The organism is Paraburkholderia dipogonis, assembly GCF_046027395.1.
Taxonomy (GTDB): Bacteria; Pseudomonadota; Gammaproteobacteria; order Burkholderiales; family Burkholderiaceae; genus Paraburkholderia; species Paraburkholderia dipogonis_A.
This window is the reverse complement of record NZ_JAQQEG010000014.1, coordinates 176,688-203,619: the sequence shown is the minus strand read 5'-3', so window position 1 is coordinate 203,619 and position 26,932 is coordinate 176,688. Positions and strand designations below refer to the sequence as shown.

The 26,932-nt window shown below is 61.1% G+C and carries 23 protein-coding genes, 2 tRNA genes and 1 pseudogene; 20 read left to right on the top strand and 6 right to left on the bottom strand.

What is annotated here, in order from left to right:
- The 15 genes and pseudogenes from PQR32_RS16620 to PQR32_RS16550 all read left to right on the top strand — a co-directional run.
- A pseudogene (locus PQR32_RS16620) lies at nt 1-159 on the top strand (succinyl-CoA--3-ketoacid-CoA transferase); the annotation flags it as partial.
- Nucleotides 160-457: 298 nt separating this feature from the next.
- Nucleotides 458-1,372 (top strand): alpha/beta fold hydrolase, encoded by a 915-nt coding sequence (locus tag PQR32_RS16615; protein ID WP_408228688.1) that lies wholly within the window; start codon nt 458-460, stop codon nt 1,370-1,372.
- Nucleotides 1,373-1,454: 82 nt separating this feature from the next.
- The gene (locus tag PQR32_RS16610) at nt 1,455-1,808 is read left to right on the top strand and encodes a RidA family protein (protein ID WP_106279733.1); all 354 of its coding nucleotides are present in this window, start codon (nt 1,455-1,457) and stop codon (nt 1,806-1,808) included.
- 58 nt (nt 1,809-1,866) lie between these two features.
- The gene (locus PQR32_RS16605; RefSeq protein WP_408228685.1) at nt 1,867-4,110 is read left to right on the top strand and encodes a RelA/SpoT family protein; all 2,244 of its coding nucleotides are present in this window, start codon (nt 1,867-1,869) and stop codon (nt 4,108-4,110) included.
- Nucleotides 4,111-4,228: 118 nt separating this feature from the next.
- Nucleotides 4,229-4,305, top strand: a tRNA-Val gene (locus PQR32_RS16600).
- Between the two features lie 251 nt (nt 4,306-4,556).
- Nucleotides 4,557-6,464 (top strand): threonine--tRNA ligase, encoded by a 1,908-nt coding sequence (gene thrS / locus PQR32_RS16595; RefSeq protein WP_408228682.1) that lies wholly within the window; start codon nt 4,557-4,559, stop codon nt 6,462-6,464.
- A gap of 48 nt (nt 6,465-6,512) precedes the next feature.
- Nucleotides 6,513-7,037, top strand: coding sequence for a translation initiation factor IF-3 (infC, locus tag PQR32_RS16590; RefSeq protein WP_074263967.1), 525 nt, complete (start codon nt 6,513-6,515; stop codon nt 7,035-7,037).
- 249 nt (nt 7,038-7,286) lie between these two features.
- Nucleotides 7,287-7,484, top strand: coding sequence for a 50S ribosomal protein L35 (rpmI, locus tag PQR32_RS16585; protein ID WP_012433738.1), 198 nt, complete (start codon nt 7,287-7,289; stop codon nt 7,482-7,484).
- Nucleotides 7,485-7,513: 29 nt separating this feature from the next.
- The gene (gene rplT, locus PQR32_RS16580; RefSeq protein WP_006052502.1) at nt 7,514-7,873 is read left to right on the top strand and encodes a 50S ribosomal protein L20; all 360 of its coding nucleotides are present in this window, start codon (nt 7,514-7,516) and stop codon (nt 7,871-7,873) included.
- 158 nt (nt 7,874-8,031) lie between these two features.
- Nucleotides 8,032-9,045: a phenylalanine--tRNA ligase subunit alpha gene (gene pheS / locus PQR32_RS16575; RefSeq protein ID WP_408228679.1), complete on the top strand. Its 1,014-nt coding sequence runs from the start codon at nt 8,032-8,034 to the stop codon at nt 9,043-9,045.
- 157 nt (nt 9,046-9,202) lie between these two features.
- Nucleotides 9,203-11,638, top strand: coding sequence for a phenylalanine--tRNA ligase subunit beta (gene pheT, locus PQR32_RS16570; protein WP_408228676.1), 2,436 nt, complete (start codon nt 9,203-9,205; stop codon nt 11,636-11,638).
- Between the two features lie 69 nt (nt 11,639-11,707).
- Complete coding sequence (locus PQR32_RS16565) at nt 11,708-12,118, top strand: integration host factor subunit alpha (RefSeq protein ID WP_012433735.1); 411 nt, start codon at nt 11,708-11,710, stop codon at nt 12,116-12,118.
- A 46-nt stretch (nt 12,119-12,164) separates the two neighbouring features.
- Nucleotides 12,165-12,578, top strand: a complete 414-nt coding sequence (locus PQR32_RS16560) for a MerR family transcriptional regulator (protein WP_408228673.1) — start codon at nt 12,165-12,167, stop codon at nt 12,576-12,578.
- Between the two features lie 63 nt (nt 12,579-12,641).
- Nucleotides 12,642-12,718: transfer RNA gene (locus tag PQR32_RS16555), tRNA-Pro, on the top strand.
- 379 nt (nt 12,719-13,097) lie between these two features.
- Entirely contained in the window at nt 13,098-13,667 is a 570-nt protein-coding gene (locus PQR32_RS16550; RefSeq protein WP_408228670.1) for a thioesterase family protein, read from the top strand.
- A gap of 40 nt (nt 13,668-13,707) precedes the next feature.
- On the opposite strand, the gene PQR32_RS16545 is transcribed toward PQR32_RS16550, so the two are convergent.
- Complete coding sequence (locus PQR32_RS16545; RefSeq protein WP_408228667.1) at nt 13,708-14,532, bottom strand: IclR family transcriptional regulator; 825 nt, start codon at nt 14,530-14,532, stop codon at nt 13,708-13,710.
- Between the two features lie 154 nt (nt 14,533-14,686).
- On the opposite strand from PQR32_RS16545, the gene PQR32_RS16540 reads away from it, so the two are divergent.
- The 4 genes from PQR32_RS16540 to PQR32_RS16525 are packed head-to-tail and all read left to right on the top strand — an operon-like array spanning nt 14,687 to nt 18,181.
- Nucleotides 14,687-15,451 carry an ABC transporter substrate-binding protein gene (locus tag PQR32_RS16540; protein ID WP_408228664.1) on the top strand — a complete coding sequence of 255 codons (765 nt, stop codon included), beginning with the start codon at nt 14,687-14,689 and terminating at the stop codon, nt 15,449-15,451.
- Between the two features lie 29 nt (nt 15,452-15,480).
- Complete coding sequence (locus PQR32_RS16535) at nt 15,481-16,137, top strand: amino acid ABC transporter permease (RefSeq protein ID WP_132373704.1); 657 nt, start codon at nt 15,481-15,483, stop codon at nt 16,135-16,137.
- On the top strand, nt 16,134-16,880 hold the full coding sequence (locus PQR32_RS16530; protein WP_408228661.1) for an amino acid ABC transporter ATP-binding protein: 747 nt from the start codon (nt 16,134-16,136) through the stop codon (nt 16,878-16,880). Before PQR32_RS16535 ends, PQR32_RS16530 begins: the two co-directional genes overlap by 4 nt.
- 8 nt (nt 16,881-16,888) lie before the next feature.
- On the top strand, nt 16,889-18,181 hold the full coding sequence (locus tag PQR32_RS16525) for an NAD(P)/FAD-dependent oxidoreductase (protein ID WP_408228658.1): 1,293 nt from the start codon (nt 16,889-16,891) through the stop codon (nt 18,179-18,181).
- Between the two features lie 42 nt (nt 18,182-18,223).
- Here PQR32_RS16525 and PQR32_RS16520 read toward each other — a convergent pair whose 3' ends face one another.
- Complete coding sequence (locus PQR32_RS16520) at nt 18,224-20,023, bottom strand: cytochrome P450 (RefSeq protein ID WP_408228655.1); 1,800 nt, start codon at nt 20,021-20,023, stop codon at nt 18,224-18,226.
- Nucleotides 20,024-20,746: 723 nt separating this feature from the next.
- Here PQR32_RS16520 and bfr point away from each other — a divergent pair.
- Nucleotides 20,747-21,223 carry a bacterioferritin gene (gene bfr, locus PQR32_RS16515; protein WP_132373708.1) on the top strand — a complete coding sequence of 159 codons (477 nt, stop codon included), beginning with the start codon at nt 20,747-20,749 and terminating at the stop codon, nt 21,221-21,223.
- Nucleotides 21,224-21,660: 437 nt separating this feature from the next.
- Here bfr and PQR32_RS16510 read toward each other — a convergent pair whose 3' ends face one another.
- The 4 genes from PQR32_RS16510 to PQR32_RS16495 form a co-directional block, all read right to left on the bottom strand.
- On the bottom strand, nt 21,661-22,197 hold the full coding sequence (locus tag PQR32_RS16510) for a MarR family winged helix-turn-helix transcriptional regulator (RefSeq protein WP_408228652.1): 537 nt from the start codon (nt 22,195-22,197) through the stop codon (nt 21,661-21,663).
- Nucleotides 22,198-22,251: 54 nt separating this feature from the next.
- The gene (locus PQR32_RS16505; RefSeq protein WP_408228649.1) at nt 22,252-23,382 is read right to left on the bottom strand and encodes an acyl-CoA dehydrogenase family protein; all 1,131 of its coding nucleotides are present in this window, start codon (nt 23,380-23,382) and stop codon (nt 22,252-22,254) included.
- Between the two features lie 12 nt (nt 23,383-23,394).
- A complete protein-coding gene (locus PQR32_RS16500) occupies nt 23,395-24,603 on the bottom strand; it encodes an acyl-CoA dehydrogenase family protein (RefSeq protein WP_408228646.1) in 1,209 nt (402 codons plus the stop codon).
- Between the two features lie 84 nt (nt 24,604-24,687).
- Entirely contained in the window at nt 24,688-26,808 is a 2,121-nt protein-coding gene (locus PQR32_RS16495) for a 3-hydroxyacyl-CoA dehydrogenase NAD-binding domain-containing protein (RefSeq protein ID WP_408228644.1), read from the bottom strand.
- Between the last annotated feature and the right edge of the window lie 124 nt (nt 26,809-26,932).

The following is a 26,932-nucleotide window of genomic DNA, read 5'->3' as shown; positions in this document are numbered from 1 at the left end:
CTCACGGGCGTGGGCGTGGTCGATCAGATCATCACCGATCTCGGCGTGATCGACGTCACGGACGACGGACTGAAGGTGACCGAACTGGCGCCGGGCGTGAGCGTTGAGGAAATCAAGGCGAAGACGGGCGCGCCGCTCGATGTGAGTGCAGTCAGCTGAACGCTGTGCTGTGAGGCCGTCTGAAGCGGTTTGAGGCTGTATGAGGCTGTATGAGGCCGTATGAGGCCGTTGTGCGGCCAATATGAGCGGCAGGCGGCCGCAAGGCGGTTCCCAGGCGGGCGAGGCGTGAGTCTCGCCCGTTTTGTTTTCTACGAGGGGCATTCGTTCGGAGCCGTCCTATGCCTTCCGGCCGACTCTTGCCGCGCGGCAAAGCGGTTTACAATCGTTTGAAGATTGGACGCATATCGATCCCTGCTGTGCCCAAGCCAAATCCGCAGCGCTTTTGCAAGGAACCCAGATGACCGAAATCACGTCCGCTTCCACCGCCGGGCGGCTCGCGCCGCGTCAACGCTATGTGCAGTGCGCGAGCGCCGGTGGCTTGCACCGCATCGCCTACACCGAGTGGGGCGACCCGGCCAATCCGCGCGTGCTGCTGTGCGTGCATGGCTTGACTCGCTCAGGGCGCGATTTCGACCGCCTCGCGGAGGAATTCGCCGGCACTTACCGCGTGGTGTGTCCGGATGTCGCGGGGCGGGGCTTGTCATCGTGGCTTGCCAACCCCAACTTCTACACGGTGCCGCAATACGTCGCCGACATGGTCACGCTGATCGCGCGCCTGAATGTCGAGACGGTCGACTGGTTCGGCACGTCGATGGGCGGTCTGATTGGGCTTGGGCTCGCCGGCCTGCCGGAAACGCCGATCCGCAAGATGTTGTTGAACGATGTCGGTCCGCATCTGGAGCCGGGGGCGGTGCAACGCATCGGCGATTATCTCGGCAAGCCCGTGCAGTTCGAGACGTTGCAGCAAGGCATCGACTACGCGGCCTTGCTCGCGCAGACTTTCGGCCCGCTCACGCCAGACGAATGGCGTGAGATCAACACGCCGCTTCTGCACGAACAGAACGGCAAATGGCTGTTCCGTTACGACCCGCGTATCGCGCAACCCTTTACCGCGACTACAGAGGAAGCGTCCAAACTCGGCGAGGCCGCGCTGTGGCATTCACTGGCCTCGTTCCAGGGACCGATGCTGGTGGTGCGCGGCGAGCTATCCGATCTGCTCTCGCGTGAAACCGTCGCGAAGATGGTCGAGACCGGGCGCGCGGTGTCGAGCGCGGAAATCGCAGGCGTCGGACACGCGCCGGCATTTTTGTCGGCCGATCAGATCGACATCGCGAGGCAGTTCTTTATCGGACCGGCCGCCGAGGCGTCATAATATGCAGTTCCGCGCCGCGTCCTTGACGGGGCCCGATGCGGAACGCATCTCCGATCAATTTTCAACCAACTCAGGATTCGTCATGGCAGTCATTCGTCACCACGTCGGCAAGCGCCTCTCGGAAATCGCCGTGCACAACGGCACCGTGTACCTCGCGGGCCAGATCGCCGAAGACGCGGATCAGGACATCACGGGGCAGACGCGCGAAGTGCTCGGCCACATCGACCGTCTGCTGGGCGAAGTGAACAGCGACAAATCGCATTTGCTGTCGGTGCAGATCTATATTTCGGACATGGTGCATTTCGCCGGCATGAACGCCGTGTGGGACGAGTGGGTCGCGCAAGGCGCGACGCCGCCGCGCGCTACCGTCGAAGCGAAGCTCGCCAATCCGAAGTGCCTCGTCGAAATCTGTGTGGTCGCAGCGCAGCGCGCTTAAGCCTGGCACGTGTTGTTGAAATTCCGTTGAATCGTCTGGCCCGGTGGGCCGTCGCACCATGAATACCGAAACCGTTACGAACGCGCCGAACCCCCTTCCTTCTTTCGATGAAGCGATGGCGTTCGTGCGCGAACATGCGGGCGAGGTGCGGCTGTCGTCGGGCGAAATGCTGGCGGATCACGCGGCGGGTACGGCGTCGATCATGCGCACGCTCAACGTCGATCCGCCGGCGGTGCTGGCGGCGGCGTTGTTCGCGTTGACGCCGCATCTGCAAGACCCGGAGCGCGTGATCGCCGACAACTTCGGTGAAGAAGTCGCGCAACTGGTCGGCGACGTGCGCAAGTTGCTGCGTCTCGGCACCGTCAGCTTGCGTGCCGCGCAGAACGCCATGCCCGAAGCCGGACGCGATGCCCAGGCTGCGCGCCGCGCGCAGGTCGAGGCGCTGCGCAAGATGCTGCTCGCCTTCGCGCAGGATATTCGGGTGGTGCTGATCCGGCTCGCGTCGCGCCTGCAATCGCTGCGTTACTACGCGGCGGCGAAAATCACGCCCTCACCAGACGTGGCGCGCGAGACGCTCGATATCTATGCGCCGCTCGCCAACCGTCTGGGCATCTGGCAATTGAAGTGGGAGCTCGAGGATCTCGCGCTGCGCTTCGAAGAGCCGGTGACTTATAAGCGCATCGCCAAGCTGCTCGACGAGAAACGCGTCGAGCGCGAGAGCTATGTCGCGCAGGCTATCGAACGCCTGCAAAAGGAATTGGCCGCGGCGCATATTCGCGCGGAAGTGAGCGGCCGGCCAAAACACATCTACAGCATCTGGCGCAAGATGCGCGGCAAGGAGCTGGACTTCGCCGAGCTCTACGACGTGCGCGCATTTCGCGTGATCGTGCCGGACATCAAGGATTGCTACACGGTGCTCGGCATCGTGCACAACCTGTGGCAGCCGGTGCCGAAAGAGTTCGACGACTATATCTCGCGGCCGAAGCCGAACGGCTATAAGTCGCTGCACACGGTCGTGATCGGCGACGACGGCCGCGCGTTCGAAGTGCAGATCCGTACGCATGAAATGCATCAGTTCGCCGAATACGGCGTGGCCGCGCACTGGCGCTACAAGGAAGCCGGCACACGTGGTTACGGCGGCCAGTTCGCCGCCAACGAGAAGTACGACGAGAAGATCGCGTGGCTGCGTCAGTTGCTCGCGTGGAAAGACGAGGTCTCCGAGGGCGAACTCGGCGAGAAGCGCGCGGCACAGCCGTGGGAGCAACTGCGCCAGGCCACGCTCGACGACGATCACATCTATGTGCTGACGCCGCAGGCGCGGGTGATTCCGTTGCCGCACGGCGCCACGCCCGTCGATTTCGCGTACCACGTGCATAGCGAGTTGGGACATCGTTGCCGCGGCGCGCGCGTCGACGGCGCGATGGTGCCGTTGAACACGCCGTTGCAAAACGGTCAGACGGTCGAGATCGTCGCGGTGAAGGAGGGCGGTCCGTCGCGCGACTGGCTCAACCCGCAACTCGGCTATCTGCAAAGTCCGCGCGCGCGGCAGAAAGTGCGCGCGTGGTTCAACGCGGTCGAAGTGCAGGAACATATTGCGAGCGGCCGCGCGATGGTCGAAAAGACCTTGCAGCGCGAAGGCAAGACCTCGGTCAATCTCGATCAGCTTGCGGCCAAGCTCGGCTTCAAAACCACCGACGACCTTTTCTCGGTGGTGGGCAAGGAAGAATTCAGTTTGCGGCTCGTCGAGCAGGCGCTGCACGATGCGCCGCCGCCGGAGCCGGTGGTCGAAGCGCCTGAGCAATTCGAGAAGCGCAGCAGCGGCGCGAGCGTGGCGCGCGGAGCGTCCACCGGCGTGCTGGTGGTCGGCGTCGATGCGTTGCTCACGCAGCTCGCGCGCTGCTGCCGGCCCGCGCCGCCCGACGATATCTGCGGCTTCGTTACGCGCGGCAAAGGCATGTCGATTCATCGAAGCGATTGCCCGACGTTCCTGCGCATGGCGGACCGGGCGCCCGAGCGCGTGTTGCAAACGGCGTGGTCGGCGGAGGTGATGAGCGGTCGCGGCCAGTCGGTCTATCCCGTCGATCTCTCCATCGACGCAACGGATCGGCAGGGCTTGCTGCGCGATATTTCTGAAGTGTTCGCGCGCGAAAAGATGAACGTGATCGGCGTGAAGACGCAGACGCGCCGTAACGCTGCGTTCATGCAATTTACCGTCGAGGTGTCGAGCGCGGCGCAGATTCAGCGCGCGTGCACGTTGCTCGGTGAAGTCACGGGGGTGGTGCGCGCTTCACGTAAAAGTTGATGCGTGTGGGTCGGTGAGCGCATCACTGGTTACGCTTGCGATCATGAGTAGAAATTTAAAGTCGGTGCATAAAAGTACTTGCCAAGCGGTGTGGGGCTCCATATAATCTCGTTTCTTCAGGCTCGTAGCTCAGCTGGTTAGAGCACCACCTTGACATGGTGGGGGTCGTTGGTTCGAGTCCAATCGAGCCTACCAACGAAAGAGAAATTCCGGTTTTGCCGGGGTTTCGCAAGCTGCAGTAAGCGCCTTTGGCGCAAAAGGCGAATACGGTTATGACACCGCGAACGTTGACCGAAACCACTTCGGAGCGACGCTAGTCGAGGACCACTTTCGCCAATGTAGTTTGCAGGAAATGTGAATGCGGCCCCTCGAAAGCGGGGCCGCATTTTTTTTGGCTTATTTGATGGTTGTATGTGCCGCCGCCGGTCGGCACCACGGAGAACGCAATGGTTTCGATACGTCTGCCTGATGGTTCTGTTCGACAGTACGAGCATCCGGTGACCGTCGCCGAAGTGGCCGCCTCGATCGGCCCCGGCCTCGCGAAAGCCGCGCTCGGCGGCAAGATCGACGGTGAGCTGGTCGATACGTCCGCGCTGATCGATCACGACGTGGCGCTCGCCATCGTCACCGAAAAAGATGCAGACGGTCTCGATATCATCCGTCACTCCACGGCGCACTTGCTCGCGTACGCGGTGAAGGATCTGTACCCGGAAGCGCAGGTCACGATCGGCCCGGTCATCGATAACGGCTTTTACTACGACTTCGCGTACAACCGTCCTTTCACGCCGGAAGATCTCGAGAAGATCGAAAAGCGCATGCAGGAACTCGCGAAGAAAGACGAGCCGGTCTCGCGCCGCGTGGTGTCACGCGACGAAGCGGTGGACTACTTCAAGAGCATCGGCGAAAAGTACAAGGCCGAGATCATCGAATCGATTCCTGCCACCGACGAGATCAAGCTGTACTCGCACGGCGGCTTCACCGATCTGTGCCGAGGTCCGCACGTACCGTCCACCGGCAAGCTGAAAGTATTCAAGCTGATGAAGGTCGCGGGCGCCTACTGGCGTGGCGATTCGAAGAACGAACAATTGCAGCGCATCTACGGTACGGCCTGGACGAAGAAGGAAGATCAGGAAGCGTATCTGCACATGCTCGAAGAGGCGGAGAAGCGCGACCACCGAAAGCTCGGCAAGCAACTCGATCTGTTTCACATGCAGGACGAGTCGCCGGGCATGGTGTTCTGGCATCCGCGCGGCTGGACGCTGTGGCAGCAGGTCGAGCAATACATGCGCCGTCGCGTGAACGACGCGGGCTACCTCGAAATCAAGACGCCGATGATCATGGACCGCTCGCTTTGGGAAGCGTCGGGCCACTGGCAGAACTATCGTGAAAACATGTTCACGACGGAATCGGAAAAGCGCGACTACGCGATCAAGCCGATGAACTGCCCGGGTCACGTGCAAGTGTTCAATCACGGTTTGCGCTCGTATCGTGATCTGCCGCTGCGTTACGCTGAATTCGGCTCGTGCCATCGCAACGAATCGTCGGGCGCGCTGCATGGCCTGATGCGCGTGCGCGGTTTCGTGCAGGACGATGCGCACATTTTCTGTACCGAAGACCAGTTCATCAGCGAATCGATCGCGTTCAACACGCTGGCAATGAGCGTCTACAAGGATTTCGGCTTCGACAATGTCGAGATCAAGCTGTCGTTGCGCCCGGACGCGCGCGCTGGTACGGATGAGACGTGGGATCGCGCGGAGCAGGGTCTGCGCGAGGCGCTGACGGCCTGCGGCGTGACCTGGGAAGAGTTGCCGGGCGAGGGCGCGTTCTACGGCCCGAAGGTCGAGTACCACATCAAGGACGCGCTTGGCCGCTCATGGCAATGCGGCACGTTGCAGCTCGATATGGTGCTGCCGGAGCGTCTGGGCGCCGAATACGTCGCTGAAGACAACAGCCGCCGCCGTCCGATCATGCTGCACCGGGCAATCGTCGGATCAATGGAGCGGTTCCTCGGCATTCTGATCGAGCACCATGCCGGTGCAATGCCCGCATGGCTTGCGCCGATGCAGGTCGTCGTGATGAATATCGCGGAAAGTCAGGCGGAATATGCGAAATCTTTAGCCCAATCGTTGCAAAAACAAGGGGTTAGAGTAGAGGCCGATTTGCGCAACGAGAAGATTAGCTATAAAATACGCGAGCACACGCTGGAAAAGGTGCCGTACCTGCTTGTGGTCGGCGACAAAGAGCGTGAAGCCCAAACGGTAGCCGTGCGTGCCCGTGGTGGTGTCGATCTGGGCGTGATGCCTCCCGACACTTTCATTGAGCGTCTGCGCCAGGACGTGCAGTCGTTCAATTGAGCCACTTGGCAGCCCGGCTCGTTTTTTAATTTTTAGAGGAAACGTAACATCGCTACTGATAAGTCTGCGCACCGCATCAACGGTGAAATTACGGCACCCGAGGTGCGTCTGGTCGGCGTCGAGAACGAACCACTCGGCATCGTGAAACTCGCTGATGCGTTCCGCATGTCGGAACAGCAAGACGTGGATCTGGTCGAAATCGCTCCACAAGCGGTTCCGCCGGTTTGCCGCTTGATGGACTACGGCAAGTTCAAATACTCGGAAGCGAAGAAGCAACACGAGGCCAAGCTGAAGCAGAAGATCGTCCAGGTCAAGGAAGTCAAATTCCGCCCGGGCACGGACGACGGCGACTACAACGTCAAGCTGCGCAACCTCATCCGCTTCCTCGACGACGGTGACAAGACGAAAATCACGTTGCGTTTCCGTGGCCGCGAAATGGCTCACCAGGAAATCGGTATGCGCATGCTCGAGCGCCTGCGCACGGACCTTGACGAAGTCGGTCAGGTCGAGCAGATGCCGAAAATGGAAGGGCGCCAGATGATCATGGTGCTTGCTCCGAAGAAAAAGAAGTAATCAACCCGAGCGGCGGCGCGCCGTGGGGCGCGCGCTCCGGTTGTGAGGAAAGATTGAAACGATACGGCGCCGGGTGTCCGGTGCCGTATCAGCAGGTTTCGGAACGACGTGTGTACAATGCGCGTCGTTTCCCGAAAAGCGGCTGCCGGCAGTTCAGGCGGTCTGCATACCAAGTGGAGTGGGTTTCGAAGGGCGGGTAATGGCCAATGGCCGACCGCACACCCATATCCATCAAATAATGGAGTTGTCATGCCGAAGATGAAGACCAAGAAGAGTGCTGCAAAGCGCTTCGTGGTGCGTCCGGGCGGTACCGTCAAGCGCGGTCAAGCCTTCAAGCGCCACATTCTTACCAAGAAAACCACCAAGAACAAACGCCATTTGCGCGGTTCGACGGCAGTTCATGATGCAGATATGAACTCCGTGCGCGCAATGCTGCCGTTCGCTTAACCCTTAACCGAAACTCATAGGAGCGAAATATGCCTCGAGTAAAACGTGGGGTTACCGCACGGGCCCGTCACAAGAAGATCATCAAGCTGGCCAAGGGGTACCGCGGCCGTCGCAATAACGTCTATCGCATCGCCAAGCAGGCGGTCATGCGTGCAGGCCAATACGCCTACCGCGATCGCCGCAACAAGAAGCGCGTGTTCCGTGCATTGTGGATCACGCGTATCAATGCGGCGGTGCGTCAGCACGACATGACGTACAGCGTGTTCATCAACGGCCTGAAGAAGGCTTCGATCGAACTCGACCGCAAGGTGCTGGCCGACATGGCTGTGTTCGACAAGGCTGCTTTTGCTGCGATCGTTCAGCAGGTGAAAGCCGCCGTTGCAGCCTGATTGCGCTTTTGGCAATTAAAACTGCGTGGTTCGTTGCAGCGAACATCCGGTAGTCTCGGTGACGTTGCAGCAAAAACGGGGCTCCTCACCGAGCCCCGTTTTTGTTGGTAGAACCAGTTTTGCTTCGATTGAACACTGACGTTGAAATGATGGGATCAATGGATCTGGACCAGATTGTCGCCGACGCGCAAAAAGCCTTCGCAGAAGCCTCCGACGTCACCACCCTCGAGAACGAGAAAGCGCGCTTTCTCGGCAAATCGGGTGCGCTGACCGAGCTCTTGAAGGGTCTTGGCAAACTCGATCCCGAAACGCGCAAGACCGAAGGCGCACGGATCAACCTCGTCAAGCAACAAGTGGAAGCCGCGTTGACGGCCCGCCGTCAGGCGCTGGCCGACGCGTTGCTGAATCAGCGCCTCGCCGCTGAAGCCATCGACGTCACGCTGCCGGGCCGCGGCACCGGCGCAGGCAGCCTGCACCCGGTGATGCGCACGTGGGAGCGCGTCGAACAGATTTTCCGCACGATCGGATTTGACGTGGCCGACGGCCCCGAGATTGAAACCGACTGGTACAACTTCACCTCGCTGAACAGCCCGGAAAACCATCCGGCGCGTTCCATGCAGGACACTTTCTACGTCGACGGCAAAGATGTCGACGGCCGCCAACTGCTGCTGCGCACGCATACCAGCCCGATGCAGGTTCGCTACGCGCGCACCAACACGCCGCCTATCAAGGTCATCGTGCCGGGCCGCACGTACCGTGTGGATAGCGACGCGACGCATTCGCCGATGTTCAACCAGGTCGAAGGCCTGTGGATCGACGAGAACATCAGCTTCGCGGACCTGAAGGGCGTCTACACCGACTTTCTCAAGAAATTCTTCGAGCGCGACGACATTCTCGTGCGCTTCCGTCCGTCGTACTTTCCGTTCACCGAACCGTCGGCCGAGATCGACATGCGGTTCGAAACGGGCAAGAACGCCGGCAAGTGGCTTGAAATTTCGGGCTCGGGCCAGGTTCACCCCACGGTGATCCGCAACATGGGCCTCGACCCGGAGCGTTACATCGGCTTTGCTTTCGGCAGCGGCCTCGAGCGGCTCACCATGTTGCGTTACGGCGTGCAAGACCTGCGTCTGTTCTTCGAAAACGATCTGCGTTTCCTGCGTCAATTCGCCTGAACTGGCGCGTACGAACGCGACAAGCATTGAGCGCGGCAAGGCACGCAGTGCATGCCGCCACAGCGTCCCCGGCAGGGCCCGATGATTCTCACGAACACCGAGTCACGCCAAGCACTGCCGGACGTGGACCTAACCTGACCAGAACGTACACAGAACCATGCAATTCCCGGAATCCTGGCTGAGAACTTTTGTCGATCCGCAACTGACGACCGATGAACTGTCGCACGCGTTGACGATGGCGGGTCTCGAAGTCGAAGACCTGCGGCCGGCTGCGCCGCCGACCTCGAAGATCGTCGTCGGCCAGGTGCTGGAAGTCGTCAAGCACCCGGACGCGGACAAGCTCAACGTGTGTCAGGTCGACGCCGGCACGGGCGCGACGCTGAACATCGTGTGCGGTGCGCCGAACGTGGCGCCCGGCATCAAGGTGCCGGTTGCGCTGGTCGGTGCGCAACTGCCGCCGGCCGAAGAAGGCGGCACGCCGTTCGCGATAAAGCTCTCCAAACTGCGCGGCGTGGAAAGCCAGGGCATGCTGTGCTCTGCACGCGAACTGAAGCTCTCCGAAGATCATAGCGGCTTGATGATCCTGCCGGAAGATACGCCGATCGGCCAGGACATCCGCGAAACGCTCAATCTCGACGACACGGTTTTCGAAATCAAGCTGACGCCGAACAAGGCGGACTGCCTGTCGGTGTTCGGCGTGGCGCGCGAGACCTCGGCGATTACCGGCGCGCCACTGCGCCCGCTCGAGATCAAGCCGGTTGAAGTGAAGCTCAACGAGACGCTGCCCGTCAAAATCTCGGCACCTGATCTGTGCGGCCGTTTTTCGGGTCGCGTGATCCGCGGCGTGAATGCGCGCGCCAAGTCGCCGCAATGGATGGTCGAGCGTCTGGAGCGTTCGGGTCAGCGCAGCATCTCCGCGCTCGTCGATATCTCGAACTATGTGATGCTCGAGTTGGGCCGTCCGTCGCACGTGTTCGATCTCGACAAGATCCACGGCGGCATGGACGTACGCTGGGGTCGCAAGGGCGAGACGCTCAAGCTGCTGAACGGCAACACGGTCGAACTCGATGAAACGGTTGGCGTGATCGCCGACGAGCAGCATATCGAAAGTCTCGCGGGCATCATGGGTGGCGACAGCACGGCGGTCACGCTCGACACCACCAACATCTATCTCGAAGCCGCCTTCTGGTGGCCCGATAGCATTCGCGGCCGCTCGCGCAAATACAACTTCTCGACCGACGCCGGCCATCGCTTCGAGCGCGGCGTCGACTATGCGACCACCGTCGATCATATCGAGCGCATCACGCAACTGATCCTCGACATCTGCGGCGGCGAAGCCGGCCCGGTCGACGATCAGCTCGTCAATGTGCCGAAGCGCGAGCCCGTGAAGATGCGTGTTTCGCGTGCGAATCGCATCATCGGCATCAAGATCGACGCCGACGAAATCGCGCAAATTTTCACGCGCCTCGGCCTGTCGTTCGAGCGCGATGAAGATACGTTCTCAGTGATGCCGCCGTCGTATCGTTTCGATATCGAAATCGAAGAAGACCTGATTGAAGAAGTGGCGCGCATTTACGGCTTCGAGAAAATTCCGGCGCGTCCGCCGGTCGCGACCAGCGAGATGCGTGCAACCAACGAGACGCAGCGTTCGATTCACGTGCTCCGTCACGCGCTCGCCGCTCGCGACTACGCGGAAACGGTCAACTTCAGTTTCGTCGATGCCGAGTGGGAGCAGGACTTCGCCGGCAACGACAAGCCGGTACGTCTGCTGAATCCGATCGCAAGCCAGTTGTCGGTGATGCGCACGACGCTGTTCGGCAGCCTGATCCATGTGCTGCGTACGAACCTGAACCGCCGCGCGGCAGATCGCGTACGCGTGTTCGAAGCCGGCCGCGTGTTCCTGCACGATCCGTCGATCAAGGCCGGGGAGCTGACGGTCGAAGGCTTCGCGCAGCCGAAGATGATCGGCGGCCTCGCGTATGGTCCCGCGCTCGAAGAGCAGTGGGGCGCGGCGACGCGCACGGTCGACTACTTCGACGTGAAGGGCGATCTGGAAGCCGTGCTCGCACCGGCGGTCGCGCGGTTCGTCAAAGCGGAACATCCGGCTCTGCATCCGGGACGCAGCGCGCGTATCGAACTGAATGGCCGCGCAGTCGGCTGGATTGGCGAATTGCATCCGCGCTGGATGCAAAAATATGATTTACCGCATGCGCCGATTCTGTTTGAAATCGAAGCGGAAGCATTAATGCAGCGCGTATTGCCCACTCCGTCGGAAGTGTCTAAATTCCAGCCGGTGCGGCGTGATATTGCCGTGGTCGTCGATCAGAAAATCGAGGTTCAGGCACTGCTGGACGAGCTTCAGAAGGCCCAGTCCGAACCCGCCTGCAAGACTGTTCAGAAGGTTGCGCTTTTCGACGAATTCCGTCCAAAATCAAACACTTCCGGTGGTCTGGCCGCTCACGAGAAAAGCCTTGCGTTCCGTGTGACCTTGCAAGATACTGGCGGAACCCTTCAGGATGAAACGGTCGATCTGGCCATTCAAACTCTGGTGGAACGTCTGGCTCGAGTATATGGCGCACGGTTGCGCGGATAACCCGCATTTAACAATTGCACGGCTGTTTCCGCATCCATTGTTTTCTGCTTGGCGCGCCATTTGATAGATATGAATGAAATGAACTCGAGTGATTTCGAAGCCCTTCTTACGGCGCAACGCAGCGCCATGATTCGCGAAATTCCGACATCACCCGCCGTCGTTTCCACTGAAACGCCGACGCTTACCAAGGCGGAACTTGCTGAGTTGCTGTTCGACAATGTCGGGCTCAACAAGCGGGAAGCGAAAGACATGGTCGAGGCGTTTTTCGAGGTGATCCGCGACGCGCTGGAGAGTGGCGACAGCGTGAAGCTGTCGGGGTTCGGCAACTTCCAGTTGCGCGACAAACCCCAGCGTCCCGGCAGAAACCCGAAGACCGGCGAGGCGATTCCGATCGCCGCGCGTCGCGTTGTGACGTTCCATGCAAGTCAAAAGCTGAAGGCGCTGGTCGAGAACGGCGCTGAAGCGAGCTTCACGCGCTAATCGACTGGCGCGTTCCTGCGCAACCCACCACGACGGCTAACTGACGATGACAGCGACGATCGAAAAAGTCGTCTTGCCTCCGATTCCGGCGAAGCGCTACTTCACGATTGGTGAGGTCAGCGAACTATGCGGCGTGAAACCGCATGTCTTGCGCTACTGGGAACAGGAGTTCACGCAGTTGAGGCCGGTCAAGCGGCGTGGCAATCGCCGGTACTACCAGCATCATGAGGTGCTGCTGATCCGGCGGATTCGTGAGTTGTTGTATGAGCAGGGCTTCACGATAAACGGCGCGCGTAACCGGCTCGATTCACATGGCGGCGGGGGGCACGGTGCGCCGGGCGATGTGGTCGAGGAAGGCGAGGGCGCGGCGATGCCGGCGGCAACCACAGCCTCCGCCACGGTGGACGTCGAACAGTTGCGCAAGGAATTGCTGCACGTGATCGATTTGTTGGGGCACTAGTCGCTTTTGTTAGCAGAAGGCGGTTCTAATCGAATGAAGTGTCTGTTATAATTTTGTGCTGTTCGGGGCGTAGCGCAGCCTGGTAGCGTACCTGCATGGGGTGCAGGTGGTCGGAGGTTCAAATCCTCTCGCCCCGACCAAAGAAATCAAGGCCTTACAAGCACTGCTTGTAAGGCCTTTTTCTATTCTGCCGTTGGTTACCATCTGGTTACTGGATCGTTCGCCTCAATCTGTCGCCGATATCGAGTAACCATTTGGTCAGCTCGGTCAAATATTCGCCAACCTTCTCCGCGCTGGGTATGTGCATTCTCCGTACGTTTTCCGGACCTGAATGCGCCTCGAAAAAAGCGCTTAAGAATCCATAATAATTATGGAGTCTCAACGGCGACTGACACGTCGCCCGTTTTCGAGCAAGCGCTCTACAGATTTGCCTGCCACCTCAATCCCGGATCACCTCCACGCGACTACCATGCACGTTTCACTGCCGCGTGCGGCACGTCGCTACCACCGGGTTTTCGCATGAGTCTGCTACTTCGTTTGTTGCTTCTGATATTCACCAGCCGGCGCCGCGGCCGGCTGCATGTGCTCGATTCGTGTGTCACGCCTTTTCGCGTCTGGTTGAATGACCTCGACGTGCTGCTCCACATGAACAACGGCCGTTATTTCACGATCCTCGATCTGGCGCGAGTCGATCTGATGATGCGCAGCGGCTTGTGGCGTCAATTGAAGGCACAACGCTGGTATCCAGTCGTCACGCTGGAAACGATGCGTTTTCACCGCTCGCTCGAACTCGGCAACCGCTATGACGTCCAGACCCGTGTGATCGGCTGGGATGACAAGCACATCTTCATCGAGCAAGGGTTCGTGCGCGACCATGCGCAAGTCGCGTTGGCCGTCGTACGAGCGCGCTTCCTGAAGCGAAGCGGCGGTGTCGTGACGACTGCCGAGTTACTGCAACTGTCCGGCGTGACGCAGCCGTCGCCGGCGTTGCCCGACTGGGTCGCGCGCTGGAGCGAGGCCGAAGGAGGGATGGCATTTCCGTCTCCTTCTCCTTCGAGCCCCGAGACGAAAACCGTCACGCGACGGTAAGCAGTCTGCTCGGTTCTACGAGACCGCGCGACACGCCGTTTCAGACCAGCGTCCTGATCGAACTACTGATACCACGCGCGCAATCGATCACCGCCGGCGCCAGCCGCGCTTCCGCTTCCGCGAGCGTCCAGCGGCTCGTCGGCGCGACGACATGAACCGCACCGACAGGCCGGCGCTCTCCGTCGAGCACGGCCGCCGCGATCGTCATATCGCCGATGAATAGCTCCTCGCGGTTGAACGCATAGCCATTGCGCCGCCCAAGCACAAGACGCGTCTCGATGCCCTCAAGCTCCGTGACGGTGTACTGCGTGTGCGTTACGCGATCGCTGGCCACCAGCAGCGTGCGTGACTCATCGTCCGGCAGCGCCGCGAGATACGCGCGCCCCGACGCCGTGCAGTACATCGGAATACGACTGCCGATGGGCATATGAATCGGCACGAACTTCATGCAGACGAAGCGCGCGACGTAGACCATGTCGACGCCGTCCGGCTCGGTCAGATTGGTCGTCTCCCCAGTGACATTGGTGAGTTCGGACAGAAACGGGTTGGCGACATCGATCAGCGTGTCGGCCGCAAGATAGTTGAAACCGATTTGCATCACACGCGGCGCGAGCTGATACCGCTTCGTACGCGGATGCTTTCTCACATAGCCGAGCTTCTCCAGCGTGTAGATCATGCGCTGCGCTGAACTTTTGGTGATGGACGTCGCCTCCGCGACTTCCGGCAGCGTCATCGATCTGCGCTGCGCACTGAACGCGCGCAGCACCGCGATTCCCTTCTCCAGCGACTGATTGAACAGTGCGTCCGGCGTCTCATCCGGCTCCGGAGGCGCTTCCGGTCGCGCGTCGGGCGTCTTGCGTGTCATGGAATTACCCAATTGTTTAGGTGCATGATCGAGACTAGCATATCGAATATCGATACGCAATTTACGATAAACGATATTTTTGATTCGAATATCATCATGTAACCGATGGTTGCCGATATTCCTGTCGGCCCTCGCCAACCCCGTGGAGAGACTCATGTTCCAGTTCGCCAAACGCTTCGCTGGTGTCTTTGCAACAGGATTGCTGCTCGCCGGTGCGCCGGCCTGGTCGTTGGCCGCCACTACCTACGAGGTCGGTTCGACGGCCACAGGGGTGCCGTTCACCTTTCTCGACGTGAAGAGCAATTCGATCCAGGGCCTGCTCGTCGATGCGATTACCGCGACGGGCAAGGCGGCAGGTTTCGATGTGAAGATCGAGCAGACCACGTTCTCGTCGCTGATTCCGTCGCTGACCACCAAAAAGATCGACATCATCTCGGCGGCCATGCTGAAGACACCGGCGCGCGAGCAGGTCGTCGATTTTTCCGACACGGTCTACTCGTATGGCGAAGGCCTGATCGTACGCGCCGATGACAAAGGCCAGTACACGTCAATGGACGATCTCAAGGGCGAAATCGTCGGCGCACAGGTCGGCACTGCTTTCGTCGACGCCTTGAACAAGAAAGGCATCTTCAAGGAAGTGCGCACCTACGATTCGGTCGCCGACATCATGCGGGACGTCGCGTTAGGCCGCATCAAGGCGGGCTTCGGCGATCATCCGATCATTGCGTATCAGCTTCAGCACAATCCGAATCCGCAACTGCGCCTCGTCAGCGGATATCAACCTTCGGTAAAAGGCCAATTGTGTTTCGTCGTGCGCAAGGGCGACACGGCCACGCTCGAGCAGTTGAATGCCGGCATCAAGAAGATCAAGGCCGACGGCACGCTGACGCAGATCGTCAAGAAGTGGCAGGTGGAATGACGCCGTCTTAAGAATAAGGACTGCCCGCCATGTTCTTCCAGAACGCCGTCGAATTCCTGCCGATCCTGCTGAAAGGCGCGGTCGTCACGATCGAGATCACTTTCTGCTCGTTCATTCTGAGCACCGTGCTCGGTTTGGTGCTCGCGCTGATGCGCGTGTCCGACAACCGCATCGTGTCGAACGCAGCCGCCACGTTTATCAACGTGATTCGCGGACTGCCGATCATCGTCCAGCTCTTCTATATCTACTTCGTGCTGCCCGATCTGGGCGTGCAGTTGTCGGCCTTCCAGGCCGGCTTCATCGGCCTCGGTATCGCGTACTCGGTGTATCAGGCGGAGAACTTCCGCGCGGGGATTCAGGCAATCGATCACGGGCAGATCGAAGCGGCACAGTCCATCGGCATGCGCGGCGCGATGATCATGCGGCGCGTGGTGTTGCCGCAGGCGTTCAGGATCGCACTGCCGCCGTACGGCAATACGCTCGTCATGATGCTCAAGGATTCGTCGCTCGCCTCGACGATCACGGTCGCCGAAATGACGCGTGCGGGGCAACTCATTGCATCGTCGACGTTTCAGAACATGACGGTCTTCACGCTGGTCGCGCTGCTTTATCTCGGACTCAGCCTGCCGCTCGTCTATGGATTGCGGCGGCTCGAACGCCGCCTCGGACTGAAGGGAAAACGATGATCAAGGTCGACTCGATTCACAAGCGCTTTCACGATCAGCACGTGCTGAAGGGCGTCAGTCTGAATGTCGAACGTGGCCAGGTTGTGTGTCTGATCGGTCCGTCGGGCTCGGGCAAATCCACGCTTTTACGCTGCATCAACGGACTGGAGCGGCATGACGCCGGCGCGATTACTGTCGAGGGTCGCGCCGTCGATGCGAAGTCGAAACAGATTCACGAACTGCGTGCCCAGGTCGGCATGGTGTTCCAGCGCTTCAATCTGTTTCCCCATCGCACGGCGTTGGAAAACGTGTTGGAGGGTCCCGTGTTCGTGAAGAAACAAGCACGCGCTCAGGCACGCGAGCGGGCGCGGCATCTGCTCGACAAGGTCGGTCTTGGACATCGGATGAATGCGTATCCCGCGGAAATGTCGGGCGGTCAGCAGCAGCGTGTGGCGATCGCGCGCGCGCTGGCTATGGAGCCGAAAGCGATTCTCTTTGACGAACCCACCTCGGCGCTCGATCCGGAACTGGTCGGCGAAGTGCTCGGCGTGATGCGCCAGCTTGCCGACGACGGTATGACGATGATCGTCGTCACGCATGAAATGCCTTTTGCGCGCGAAGTGGCCGACCGTGTGTGTTTTCTTCATGACGGCGCGATCCACGAAGAAGGCAGCGCGCGTGAACTGTTCGACCATCCGCGCCATGCTCGCACGCGCGAGTTTCTCGGCAAGATGCCCGCGCTGACCGAAGCCCATCGGATTTGAATACCATCATGAGTCAGGTTGAAGTTGCAAAACCGTTGCCCCCGTCTCTCTGGGCAGCGACGGCGGAACCCGCAATCGAGACGCCGCCGCTCGACGACTCGATTACGGTCGACGTGGCGATCGTCGGCGCCGGCTATACCGGTTTGTCGACAGCGTTGCACCTGGCGGAGCAGGGCGTGCGCGTCTGCGTGATCGACGCCAACGAGCCCGGTTGGGGAGCGTCCGGCCGGAATGGCGGCCAGGTCATTCCCGGCTTGAAATACGATCCCGATGAACTCATCCAACGCTACGGCCCGCGCGACGGCGAGGCGCTCGTGCAAATGGCGGCCGGCGCCGCGGATACGGTCTTCGATCTGATCGCGCGCTACGGCATTCGCTGCGATGCCACACGCGCGGGCTGGATTCAGCCGACCCATTCGCACAAGCTGCTAGGCACGCTGCACGCGCGGGCGCGGCAGTGGGAATCGCGTGGCGCGCCGGTCGAACTGCTCGACCGTGCGCAGGTCTCGGCGCGGCTCGGCACGGACGCGTTCGTCGGCGGCTGGGTCGATCGGCGCGCGGGCAGCGTGCAACCGCTGAGCTACGCGCGCGGCCTCGCGCGCGCGGCGCAAGCGGCGGGCGCGTCGATTCACGGCGGAACCCGGGCCGCAAGTGTCGAGCGCGGCGTGAACGGATGGCGCATTCGCACGGCGCATGGTCCGGTCATCGAAGCGAAACAGGTGCTGCTCGCCACCAACGGCTATACCGACGGGCTTTGGCCACGTCTTGCGCAATCGGTGATCGCGGCAAACAGCTTCATTGTCGCGACGAAGCCACTGCCGAGCGACGTCGGCGCAACGATTCTGCCGGGCGGCGAAGTGGCTTCCGATTCGCGGCGCCTGCTGCTTTACTTTCGCAGGGACGCGGATGGACGTCTGCTGATGGGCGGTCGCGGGCCATTTCGCGAACCTCGCAACGCAGCGGATTGGGCGCATCTCGAGCGTGCCGCCCAGTTGATGTTTCCACAGCTGAAGGGCACCGGGTACGAATTCCGCTGGGCGGGCCGCATCGCCATTACGCGCAACTTCTTGCCGCACGTCCATGTGCCGGCGGAAGGCGTGACTATCGCGCTCGGTTACAACGGACGTGGCATCGCGATGGCGACGACGTTAGGCAAGCATCTGGCCGCGTTTATCGCCGGCACGACAAGAGGCTTGCCGCTTGCGCCGACCTCGATCGAGCCGGTGCCGTTGCATGCGTTGCAGCGGTTTTATATCAGCGCGGGGGTGGCGTGGTACGCATTGCTCGACGCGCTTTCGTGAGCGCGCGCAGAGAAGGGAGCCTGACTTGCGTCGATGGATTGACTAGCCCCGCCGACGCAGTTCGACGCGCAGGTTTCGCGGCACCATCGAAAACGCGAACACTTCCTCTACCTCGGGCGCGTCCTCGACCTGCAACAGGTTGAAGTTGCGGCACAGCATGGCCACTGCCGATCTCACTTCCATCAAGGCGAGGCTGCGTCCCGGACACAGGCGCGGTCCCGAGCCGAACGGCATGAACCCCGCTTGATGATGACTGGCAGCACTTGCGCCGGTGAGCCAGCGGTGCGGATCGAATACGTCCGCCGCCGAGTCACCGCCTTGCTGCAGTCCTGCCTCGCGCGTCAATAGCGACAGCACCGCGCCTTTTGGGATCGCAATGTCGCCCACTTGCACGTCGTAATTCGGTTCGACTGCAAGAACGGGCGTAACGGATTTGAGCCGCATGGACTCGCTGATTACCGCGTTCAGATAGAGGAGCGCGTCAACCGCGTCGAAATCTTCGAGCATGGACGCAGATCCGATAACGGCATCGACTTCTTCCTGCATTTTGCGCTGGACGTCTGGTTGAGACGCCATGAAGTACACAACCCAGGCGATGGTGTTCGCCGTCGTGTCCTGTCCGGCCAACAGGATGGTGAACACATTGGCCAGCACTTCGTCGTCTGTCAGCGGCGCCTCGCCTTCCTGTTGCGCCATGAGCAGCGCTTCGAGCAGGTTCGTGGGCATCGTGTCCGCTTCCGAGCGCTGCGCGAGCCGCGCACGGTTGGCGGCAATGAGTTCCTTCGTGAGCGACTGAACGGCAATCAAGGCGCGATCGAGCGTCTTGTCGGCGGGTAGCTTGACGTAATGCCAATAGGGGAAGGGGGCATTGATCCGACGGTTGATCATCGGGAACACGACCTCGAGATGCCGCTGGATGACCTCGCCCTCGCTTTCGATGGTGTCCATGTCATATCCGAACGCAAGATTGGTAGTGACGTCCACCGTGTATCGCATCAGGTCCTTCTGAATGTCGATGGATTGCTGGTCGCGAGCCGCTCTCTCCCAGCGGTGCAGCAATCGACGTGTCATCTCGCAGAGCAACGGGAAGAAGGCACGCAGGTGCAGAGGATCCAATGCCTTTGCGACGAGTTGCCGTTGCCTTCGCCAGGCCTCGCCTTCCGCCGAGAAGACGCCGTTGATGCCCACCTCGCGCGCAACCGTTTCGATCACGTTCCACCGGCGATAAGCTCCGGGTCGATCGCGCAAGACCTGACTGATGAGAATCGGATCAGCGATCGCAACGAAAGGGCGGCCGATCATCCTGAACGTGTACACAGGGCCAAACTCCCGGGACCACTGCTCGAGCACGAGGTGCAGCTTCTCGGGTCGTAGCTGCAAAGCATTGCCGAGAAACGGAGCTCGCTTCGGGCCAGGAAGCTGGGAAAGCGACCTCACCGAAGATCTGCGAGTTGGCGTTGTCGCCGCTGGGGCAGCGCGCTGCGCATTCCATGCGCGCACCTCGTTGCGATCGACTTTCATTTCGCCATCGTCGACGAATGCTTCGAAGCGCTTCAGATTCGAGCCACTCGGTCCTTGTTTGCAGCCTGACGAGCAGTTGAACTGCCAACCGTGCGCCCGGCACGTTAGTAGCCCATCTTTTACGGTTCCTTCGGATAGCAGAGTGCCTTGATGCGGGCAGCGGCCCTGAAAAATCGAAATGGCGTTGCCGTCCCGGAGAACGATCAAATCGATTCCATCGATGTTCACTGCCTTGATGCCGTTGTCCTCGAGATCCGTCGTGCGCGCAATCACCACCTTGTCTGGGGAACCCGATCTCATTGCCTGAAGACTCGCGTTCATTTTGTCGCTCCTTCGCGCCGGACAGACATCGTTTCATCGACCGCACGAACACATGAGAGACGGTTCGGCGTCTTGTCGACGGCGAACGCTCTTGCGTTGCAACGTGCAAGCAGGTTCTTGCGCAGCGTGAGGAAGCGGGCGCATTCATGTAACTACGCACCGCATTTAATTGGTGTCGTGAGCGGGCATCAGGGCGGAAATCCTGCGCCGGGTCTGTGCGACAGATAAGTCGCGATCCAGGCTGTGTTCCCCGAGGTCCGAGGAGGGCGCTCACCAAACCATACTAGTCGTTTATCGAGGGGAGCCAAGCACTCTTTCTAGTGTCGTGCCGCCTTTTCGTTTGGATGACGTTGCACCTGATGCAGAACCGTCGCGTGGTACGAGGGCGGGTAATTTCCCCTGCGTACTACGACGTCTGCGAACGCATCGCACAGCCCGGCACGACCTACGATTCGCGCGGCGAAGAGCCAGCGCCCCACGTGGCATGCCGCTTGCGGCGGCAGGCCAACGGCGCGTGGTCAACGCCGGCGTAGCATTTACCGCGGGCCATTGGTAACGATTCTCATTTTTTGCCATGCCGATTCGATGCGCTATGCTGGGATAACGGCAAAAAACATAAGAAGTGAGGCCGGTTCCGTGTTGGTGCAATGCCACCGAAGAGCCTGCTCGACCAATCATCCTTCGCCGGCACCGGGGTCTTCGCACACGAAACAGGGAGGTCATATGCAAGGCGACCCAAAGGTCCTGGAATACCTGAACTCGCAACTGAAGAACGAACTCACTGCGATCAATCAGTATTTCCTGCACGCGCGCATGTACGGCCACTGGGGGCTCGACAAGCTCGGCAAGCATGAATATGACGAATCCATCGGCGAGATGAAGCACGCCGATCTGCTGATCGAGCGCATCTTCATGCTGAACGGCCTGCCTAATCTGCAAGACCTCCACAAGCTGCTGATCGGCGAAGAAACCAAAGAGATCATGGAGTGCGATCTGAAGCTGGAACAGATGTCGCAGGCCACCTGCAAGGAGGCCATCGTCTATTGCGAATCGGTTCGCGACTTCATCTCGCGCGAGATACTGACCCATATTCTCGACGACACCGAAGAACATATCGATTGGCTCGAGACCAATCTGGAATTGATCGACAAGGTCGGCATCCAGAACTATCTGCAATCGGGAATGGATTCGCCGGAGTGAGTTCGCGTTAGCGTGCAGCTTATGGACGACCGGAACGCCAGCGCGTCGGCCTGAGTGTGAAGCGCCCATCATTGGGCGCCAGGCGGCATCGGCCAAGTTTGCTTGTTGTTAGCTCCAGTTCAGCGATCGCCTGAGACTCATCAACTGCTGCTTTCCCGGGCCGCCGTCAGCGTTGCAGACACTCTTTGTGCCTCCTTTCCGTGCTACGGGAAAATGCCGATTTAGTTATAAATGCGAACGTTCGTATTTAAGATGCGCGTTGCAAATGGGGTTGTTCAATGTCTGCCGTCCCCCTCGACGCGCAACCGGGCGTGCGCGCCCTGTACCGTGATCATCATGCATGGTGGTTGCAGGCCGACTATCGCTGGTGAGGCATGCGCGGCTGGCCGTTCTTCCGCGGCCTGCTGCGTTTAATTGCGTGAGTGGGTGAGCGGCGATCAAGCCACCGGAACGTTGCTTATCCGATGCACGTCCGCAAGCTTGCTCAACAGGCTTCGAAGCGTGGCCTGCTCGTCAGCGTCCAGCGCGCTAAAGAAGTGGTCGTCGTTTTCATCGGCAATCGTCGCGAGATCGGGCAGCGCGCGTTTTCCTTGGGATGTCAGGGAAAGGAACTGCACGCGGTTGTCCTCCTCGCTCGTTGCGCGCGAGATCCATTTTTTCTCTTGCAGCTTGTCCAGCACCTTCGAGATCGCGCCCCGCGTCATGCCCATCGCGTCCGCAAGTTTGGCCGGCGTCATATCCGGCCACCTTTGGATCTGATTGACGGCGACCCACTCGGCTACTGATACGCTGCGCTCCTGCAAAGCACGAGCGAAGTTGCCTGAGACATGATTGGATACGAGCCTCAGCCAGTAACCCAAATGTATTTCAAGGGCAGGCGGGGACTGCGTCGATTTTTTCTGATTGCGCACGACCTGTACCTCGGCTATTGATTGGCTTCCATGGAAATCATTGTGGTTTCCATGGAAAGTCATGTCAAGGTATCTGCGGAAGTCGCTGTTGGTGTTTCGTTACGTCGCGCATCGCGCTCATTCGCGGCCGAGCGCGACGAACCGTTCGAGATGATGGTCCTCGTCGCCGAGTTGATGATCGATCATGACGAGGCGCTTCGCGTAGTGCGCGAGCGGCAGTTCCCACGTCATGCCGATCCCGCCATGCAACTGAATGCATTCCTCCGCGACTAGCGCACCGATTCGCCCGATGCTGTATTTGGCCGCCGACACCGCGCGCTCGCGCACCTTGCGTTCGGCGCCGAGCGCCGCCGCCGCGTTGATCATCGCCGAGCGGGCCTGCTCGATTTCCAGCAGCATGTCGGCCATGCGATGCTGCAACGCCTGGAAGCTGCCGATCGGCACGCCGAACTGCTTGCGCGTGCGCAGATATTCGAGCGTGTAGTCCTTGGCGACATCCATTGCGCCGACGGCTTCGGAACACAGAGCCAATACGCCGCAGCCAATCGCATATTCGAGCGTGGCAAAGCCCGCGTCCACCGTACCGAGCAATGCGTCGTCGCCGAGCGTAACGTTCGCGAACGTCACTTCAGCCGCGCGGCCGCCGTCGATCTTGCGGTAGCCACGCACGCTGACGCCGGCCGCGTCGCGCGGCACGAGAAAGAGCGTTACGCCTGCTTCGCTATCGTCGTCACCGCTCGTGCGCGCCGAGACCAGAAAGAGCGAAGCGTGCTCGCCGTGCTGGACCACCGCTTTCGCGCCGTTCAGTTGCCACTTGGCACCGCTGCGCTGCGCGCGCGTCGTCACGCGGGCAAGTTCATAGTGGCTGTCCGGCTCGCCATGCGCGAGCGCGACGATCCGCGAGCCGTCGATCAATTCACCTAGCGCGGCCTTTTGCGCCTCGTTGCCGCTCCACGCAACGGCGCGACCGACGATCAACGTATCGAGAAACGGCTCGACCACGAGGCCGCGTCCGAGGCTCTCGAACACCACGGCGATATCGAAGCCGCCGCCGCCGAAACCGCCGTCGGCTTCATCGAACAGTGCGCCGATAATGCCGAGCTCCGCGAAGCGGTTCCACAAATCGCCGCTATAACCTTGCGCCGACTGCGCGATCCGGTCGCGCGTCTCGAAGCCGTATTGCTCACTGACAAAACGGTTGAGCGTATCCGCCAGCATGCGGCGGTCTTCGGTGTGCTGGAAATTCATGAGGTGCGCCCCTTACAGTCCCAGGATCATTTTGGAAATGATGTTCTTCTGGATTTCGTTCGAACCGCCGAAGATCGACAGCTTGCGATTGTTGAAATACAGCGACGCGGCGCTCGCGGCTTCGTCTGGGCCGACCGGCGTGCCTTCGAAGCCGTCGTGCAAGGCTTCCTCGACGAACGGCTGTGCGTACGGACCCATGGCGCGGCGCGTGAGCGACGAGATTTCCTGGCGGATCTCGGTGCCGCGGATCTTCAGCATCGAACTTTCGGCGCCGGGCACGCCACCGCCCGCCACTGCCGCGATCACGCGCAGGTTGGTGGTCTTCATGTTCTCCAGATCGATCTCGACTCGCGCCATGCGTGCCGCGAACGCCGGGTCTTCCGCGAGCGGCCGGCCGTTGCGCCGCTGTTTCGCGGCGATCTTGCGCAGGCGGTTGAACGCGGCCACCGAGAAGCCGACGCCCGCGATGTTGGTGCGCTCATACGTGAGCAGATACTTGGCGTAGGTCCAACCCTTGTTCTCTTCCCCGACCAGGTTCTCGACCGGCACGCGCACGTCGGTGAAGAACACTTCGTTGACTTCGTGCTCGCCGTCGAGCGTGATGATCGGGCGCACTTCGACGCCCGGCGTATTCATGTCGATCAGCAGGAAGCTGATGCCTTCCTGCTTGCGCACGTCGGTGGCGCTGCGCACGAGGCAGAAGATCATGTTCGCGAAGTGGCCGAGCGTGGTCCACGTCTTCTGTCCATTGACAATGTAGTGCTCGCCCTGCGCATCCATGCCGCGCACGGCGGTGGTTTTGACCGAGGCGAGATCGGAGCCGGCGCCCGGTTCCGAATAGCCCTGGCACCACCAGTCCGAGCCGTCGAGAATACGCGGCAGCCAATGACGCTTTTGCGCTTCGCTGCCATATTTGATCAGCACCGGGCCGAGCATGTTGACGCCGAACGGCACCACGCGCGGCGCGCCGGCCAGCGCGCATTCGTTTTCGAAGATGAATTTCTGCACCGAGTTCCAAGCCGGGCCGGCGTACTCTTTAGGCCAGTGATTGGCGAGCCAGCCTTGCGCGTTGAGAATCGCGTGCCACTCGGCCATGTCGTCGCGCGTGAGACGGCGGCCGCCGTGCACCTTGTCGGCGAGACGCTGTGGGAGTTTGTCGCGCAAAAAGGCCTGCACGTCGGCGCGGAAGGCTTCTTCCTCGGGAGTGAAGTTCAGATCCATGGCGGGTGTTCCGGATAGGGTTGAGCGACCGGCGCGCGGGGCGCGGCCGGCCATCGTGATGCACGTCGATGATGATGCGCCGTTTCAGACGCTCTGGTTCAGGCTCGCGAAATCGGCGCCGCGTTCGACCAGTTCGACCAGCAGCGGCGAGGGCTTCCAGAAGAGCGGATCTTCATTGGCGAACTCGCGGATGTCGGCAAGGATCTTCGGCAGGCCGACCATGTCCGCGTACTTCATCGGACCGCCGCGATAGCGCGGAAAGCCGTAGCCGTACAGGAACGTGACGTCGACGTCCAACGGCCGCAGCGCGATACGTTCATGCACGACGTTGGCGCCTTCGTTGATCATCGCGGCCATGTAGCGGCGCATGATCTCTTCGTCGGTGAAGCTGCGCGGCGTGATGCCGGCGCGTGCGCGCTCGGCGTCGATGATCGCCTCGACTTCCGGATCGGGCGTGCCGCTGCGCGATCCTTCGGGGTACAGATAGAAGCCGCGTCTGGTCTTCTGGCCGAACCAGCCGCGCTCGCACAAACGATCGGAGATCTGCACATAACGTGCCGCGGGATTGCGCGTGGCCGCGCGCCGCTTGCGTGCCGCCCAGCCGATGTCGCCGCCCGCCAGATCCACCACCTGGAACGGTCCCATCGGAAAGCCGAACGCGCGCACGGCCGCGTCGATCTGATAGGGCGAGGCGCCGTCTTCCATCATGGCGTCCGCGGCGCTGCGATACACGGCCAGCACACGGTTGCCGATGAAACCGTCGCACACACCGGCGCGCACCGGCGTCTTGCGCAACTTTTTCGCCAGCTCGAACGCGGTGGCGACCACGTCGGCGCTGACCTGTTTCGGCACCACCACTTCCAGCAGCTTCATGATGTTGGCGGGCGAGAAGAAGTGCAGGCCGATCACGTCGGCGGGACGCGAAATGCTCGCCGCAAGCGCGTCGATGTCGAGATACGACGTGTTGGTCGCGAGCACCGCGCCCGCTTTGCAGACGCGATCGAGTTCGGCGAACACGGCTTGTTTGACCGTGAGATCTTCGAACACAGCTTCGATCACGAGATCGGCGTCGGCGAGCGCATCGTACGATGTGCTGCCGCTCCAGCGCGCCATGAGCGCGGCCTTCTTCTCCGCGCTCATACGGCCCTTGGCGATCAGGCCGTCATAGACTTTCTCGATGTGCGCGCGGCCACGTGCGAGCGAGGCGTCGTCGCGTTCGATCATCGTCACCGGCAGGCCCGCGTCGAGCACCGCGACGGCAATGCCCGCGCCCATCGTGCCTCCGCCCACCACGCCGATCGTGTTAAGCGCGCGTGGTTTGGCGTCGCGCGTTTCCGGCGCCTTGAGCACTTCGCGCTCGGCAAAGAACGCGTGAATCAGGCCGGCGCGCTGCGGGCTGTCGATGCATTCGAGGAATAGCTTGCGTTCGAACCGCAGACCTTCGTCGAAAGGCTGTTCGATGGCGGCCTCGACGGCGTCGACGATTTTCAGCGGCGAGAACAGGCCGCGCGATTTCTTTGTGGTTTCCGCACGCGCCGTGGCGACGGCGGCGAGGCTCGCGGCGCGGTCGCCGAGTGCCGCGGCATCGCGCGTGCGGCGCACCGGCGCGTGGGCGGCCAGCAACTCGTGAACGTAGGCGAGCCCTTCGGCGAGGATATCGTCGCTGCTGCCAAGGCGGTCGATCAAACCGAGCGCCAGCGCTTCCTTAGCGCTAGCGTGGCGGCCGCTGAGGATCAGATCGAGCGCGGCCTGCGCGCCGATCAGGCGCGGCGTGCGCTGCGTGCCGCCCGCGCCCGGCAACAGGCCGAGTTGCACTTCGGGCAGGCCGAGCTTCGCGCCGTCGACGGCGATCCGGTAATGCGCCGCGAGCGCCACTTCCAGGCCGCCGCCGAGCGCCGCGCCGTGAATCGCGGCGACTACCGGCTTCGTGCACGCTTCGATGTGGTTGCACACGTCCGGGAGCGAGGGCGGCACCGGCGGCTTGCCGAACTCGCGAATGTCCGCGCCGGCGATGAAATTGCGTCCCGCGCCGACGATCAGCACGGCTTCCACGGCCTGGTCGGCATCCGCGGCTTCGACGGCAGCGAGCAGGCCGCGCCGCACGTCGGCGGACAACGCGTTGACCGGCGCATGGTCGATGGTCACGAGCAGCACTTTGCCGCGCAATTCGCGCGTCACAACATCGGCCGAAGGGTTGGGGGTCATGTGTCGTCTCCTGTGATCGGTTGCATGGCCAGGCATGCCGGGTCTGGCGAATGTTCCGATTGTGGGTCGGTCAAGGTTTATTGACAATTACATGGACGGTTGACAGACTGTCAAAATTTCTTTG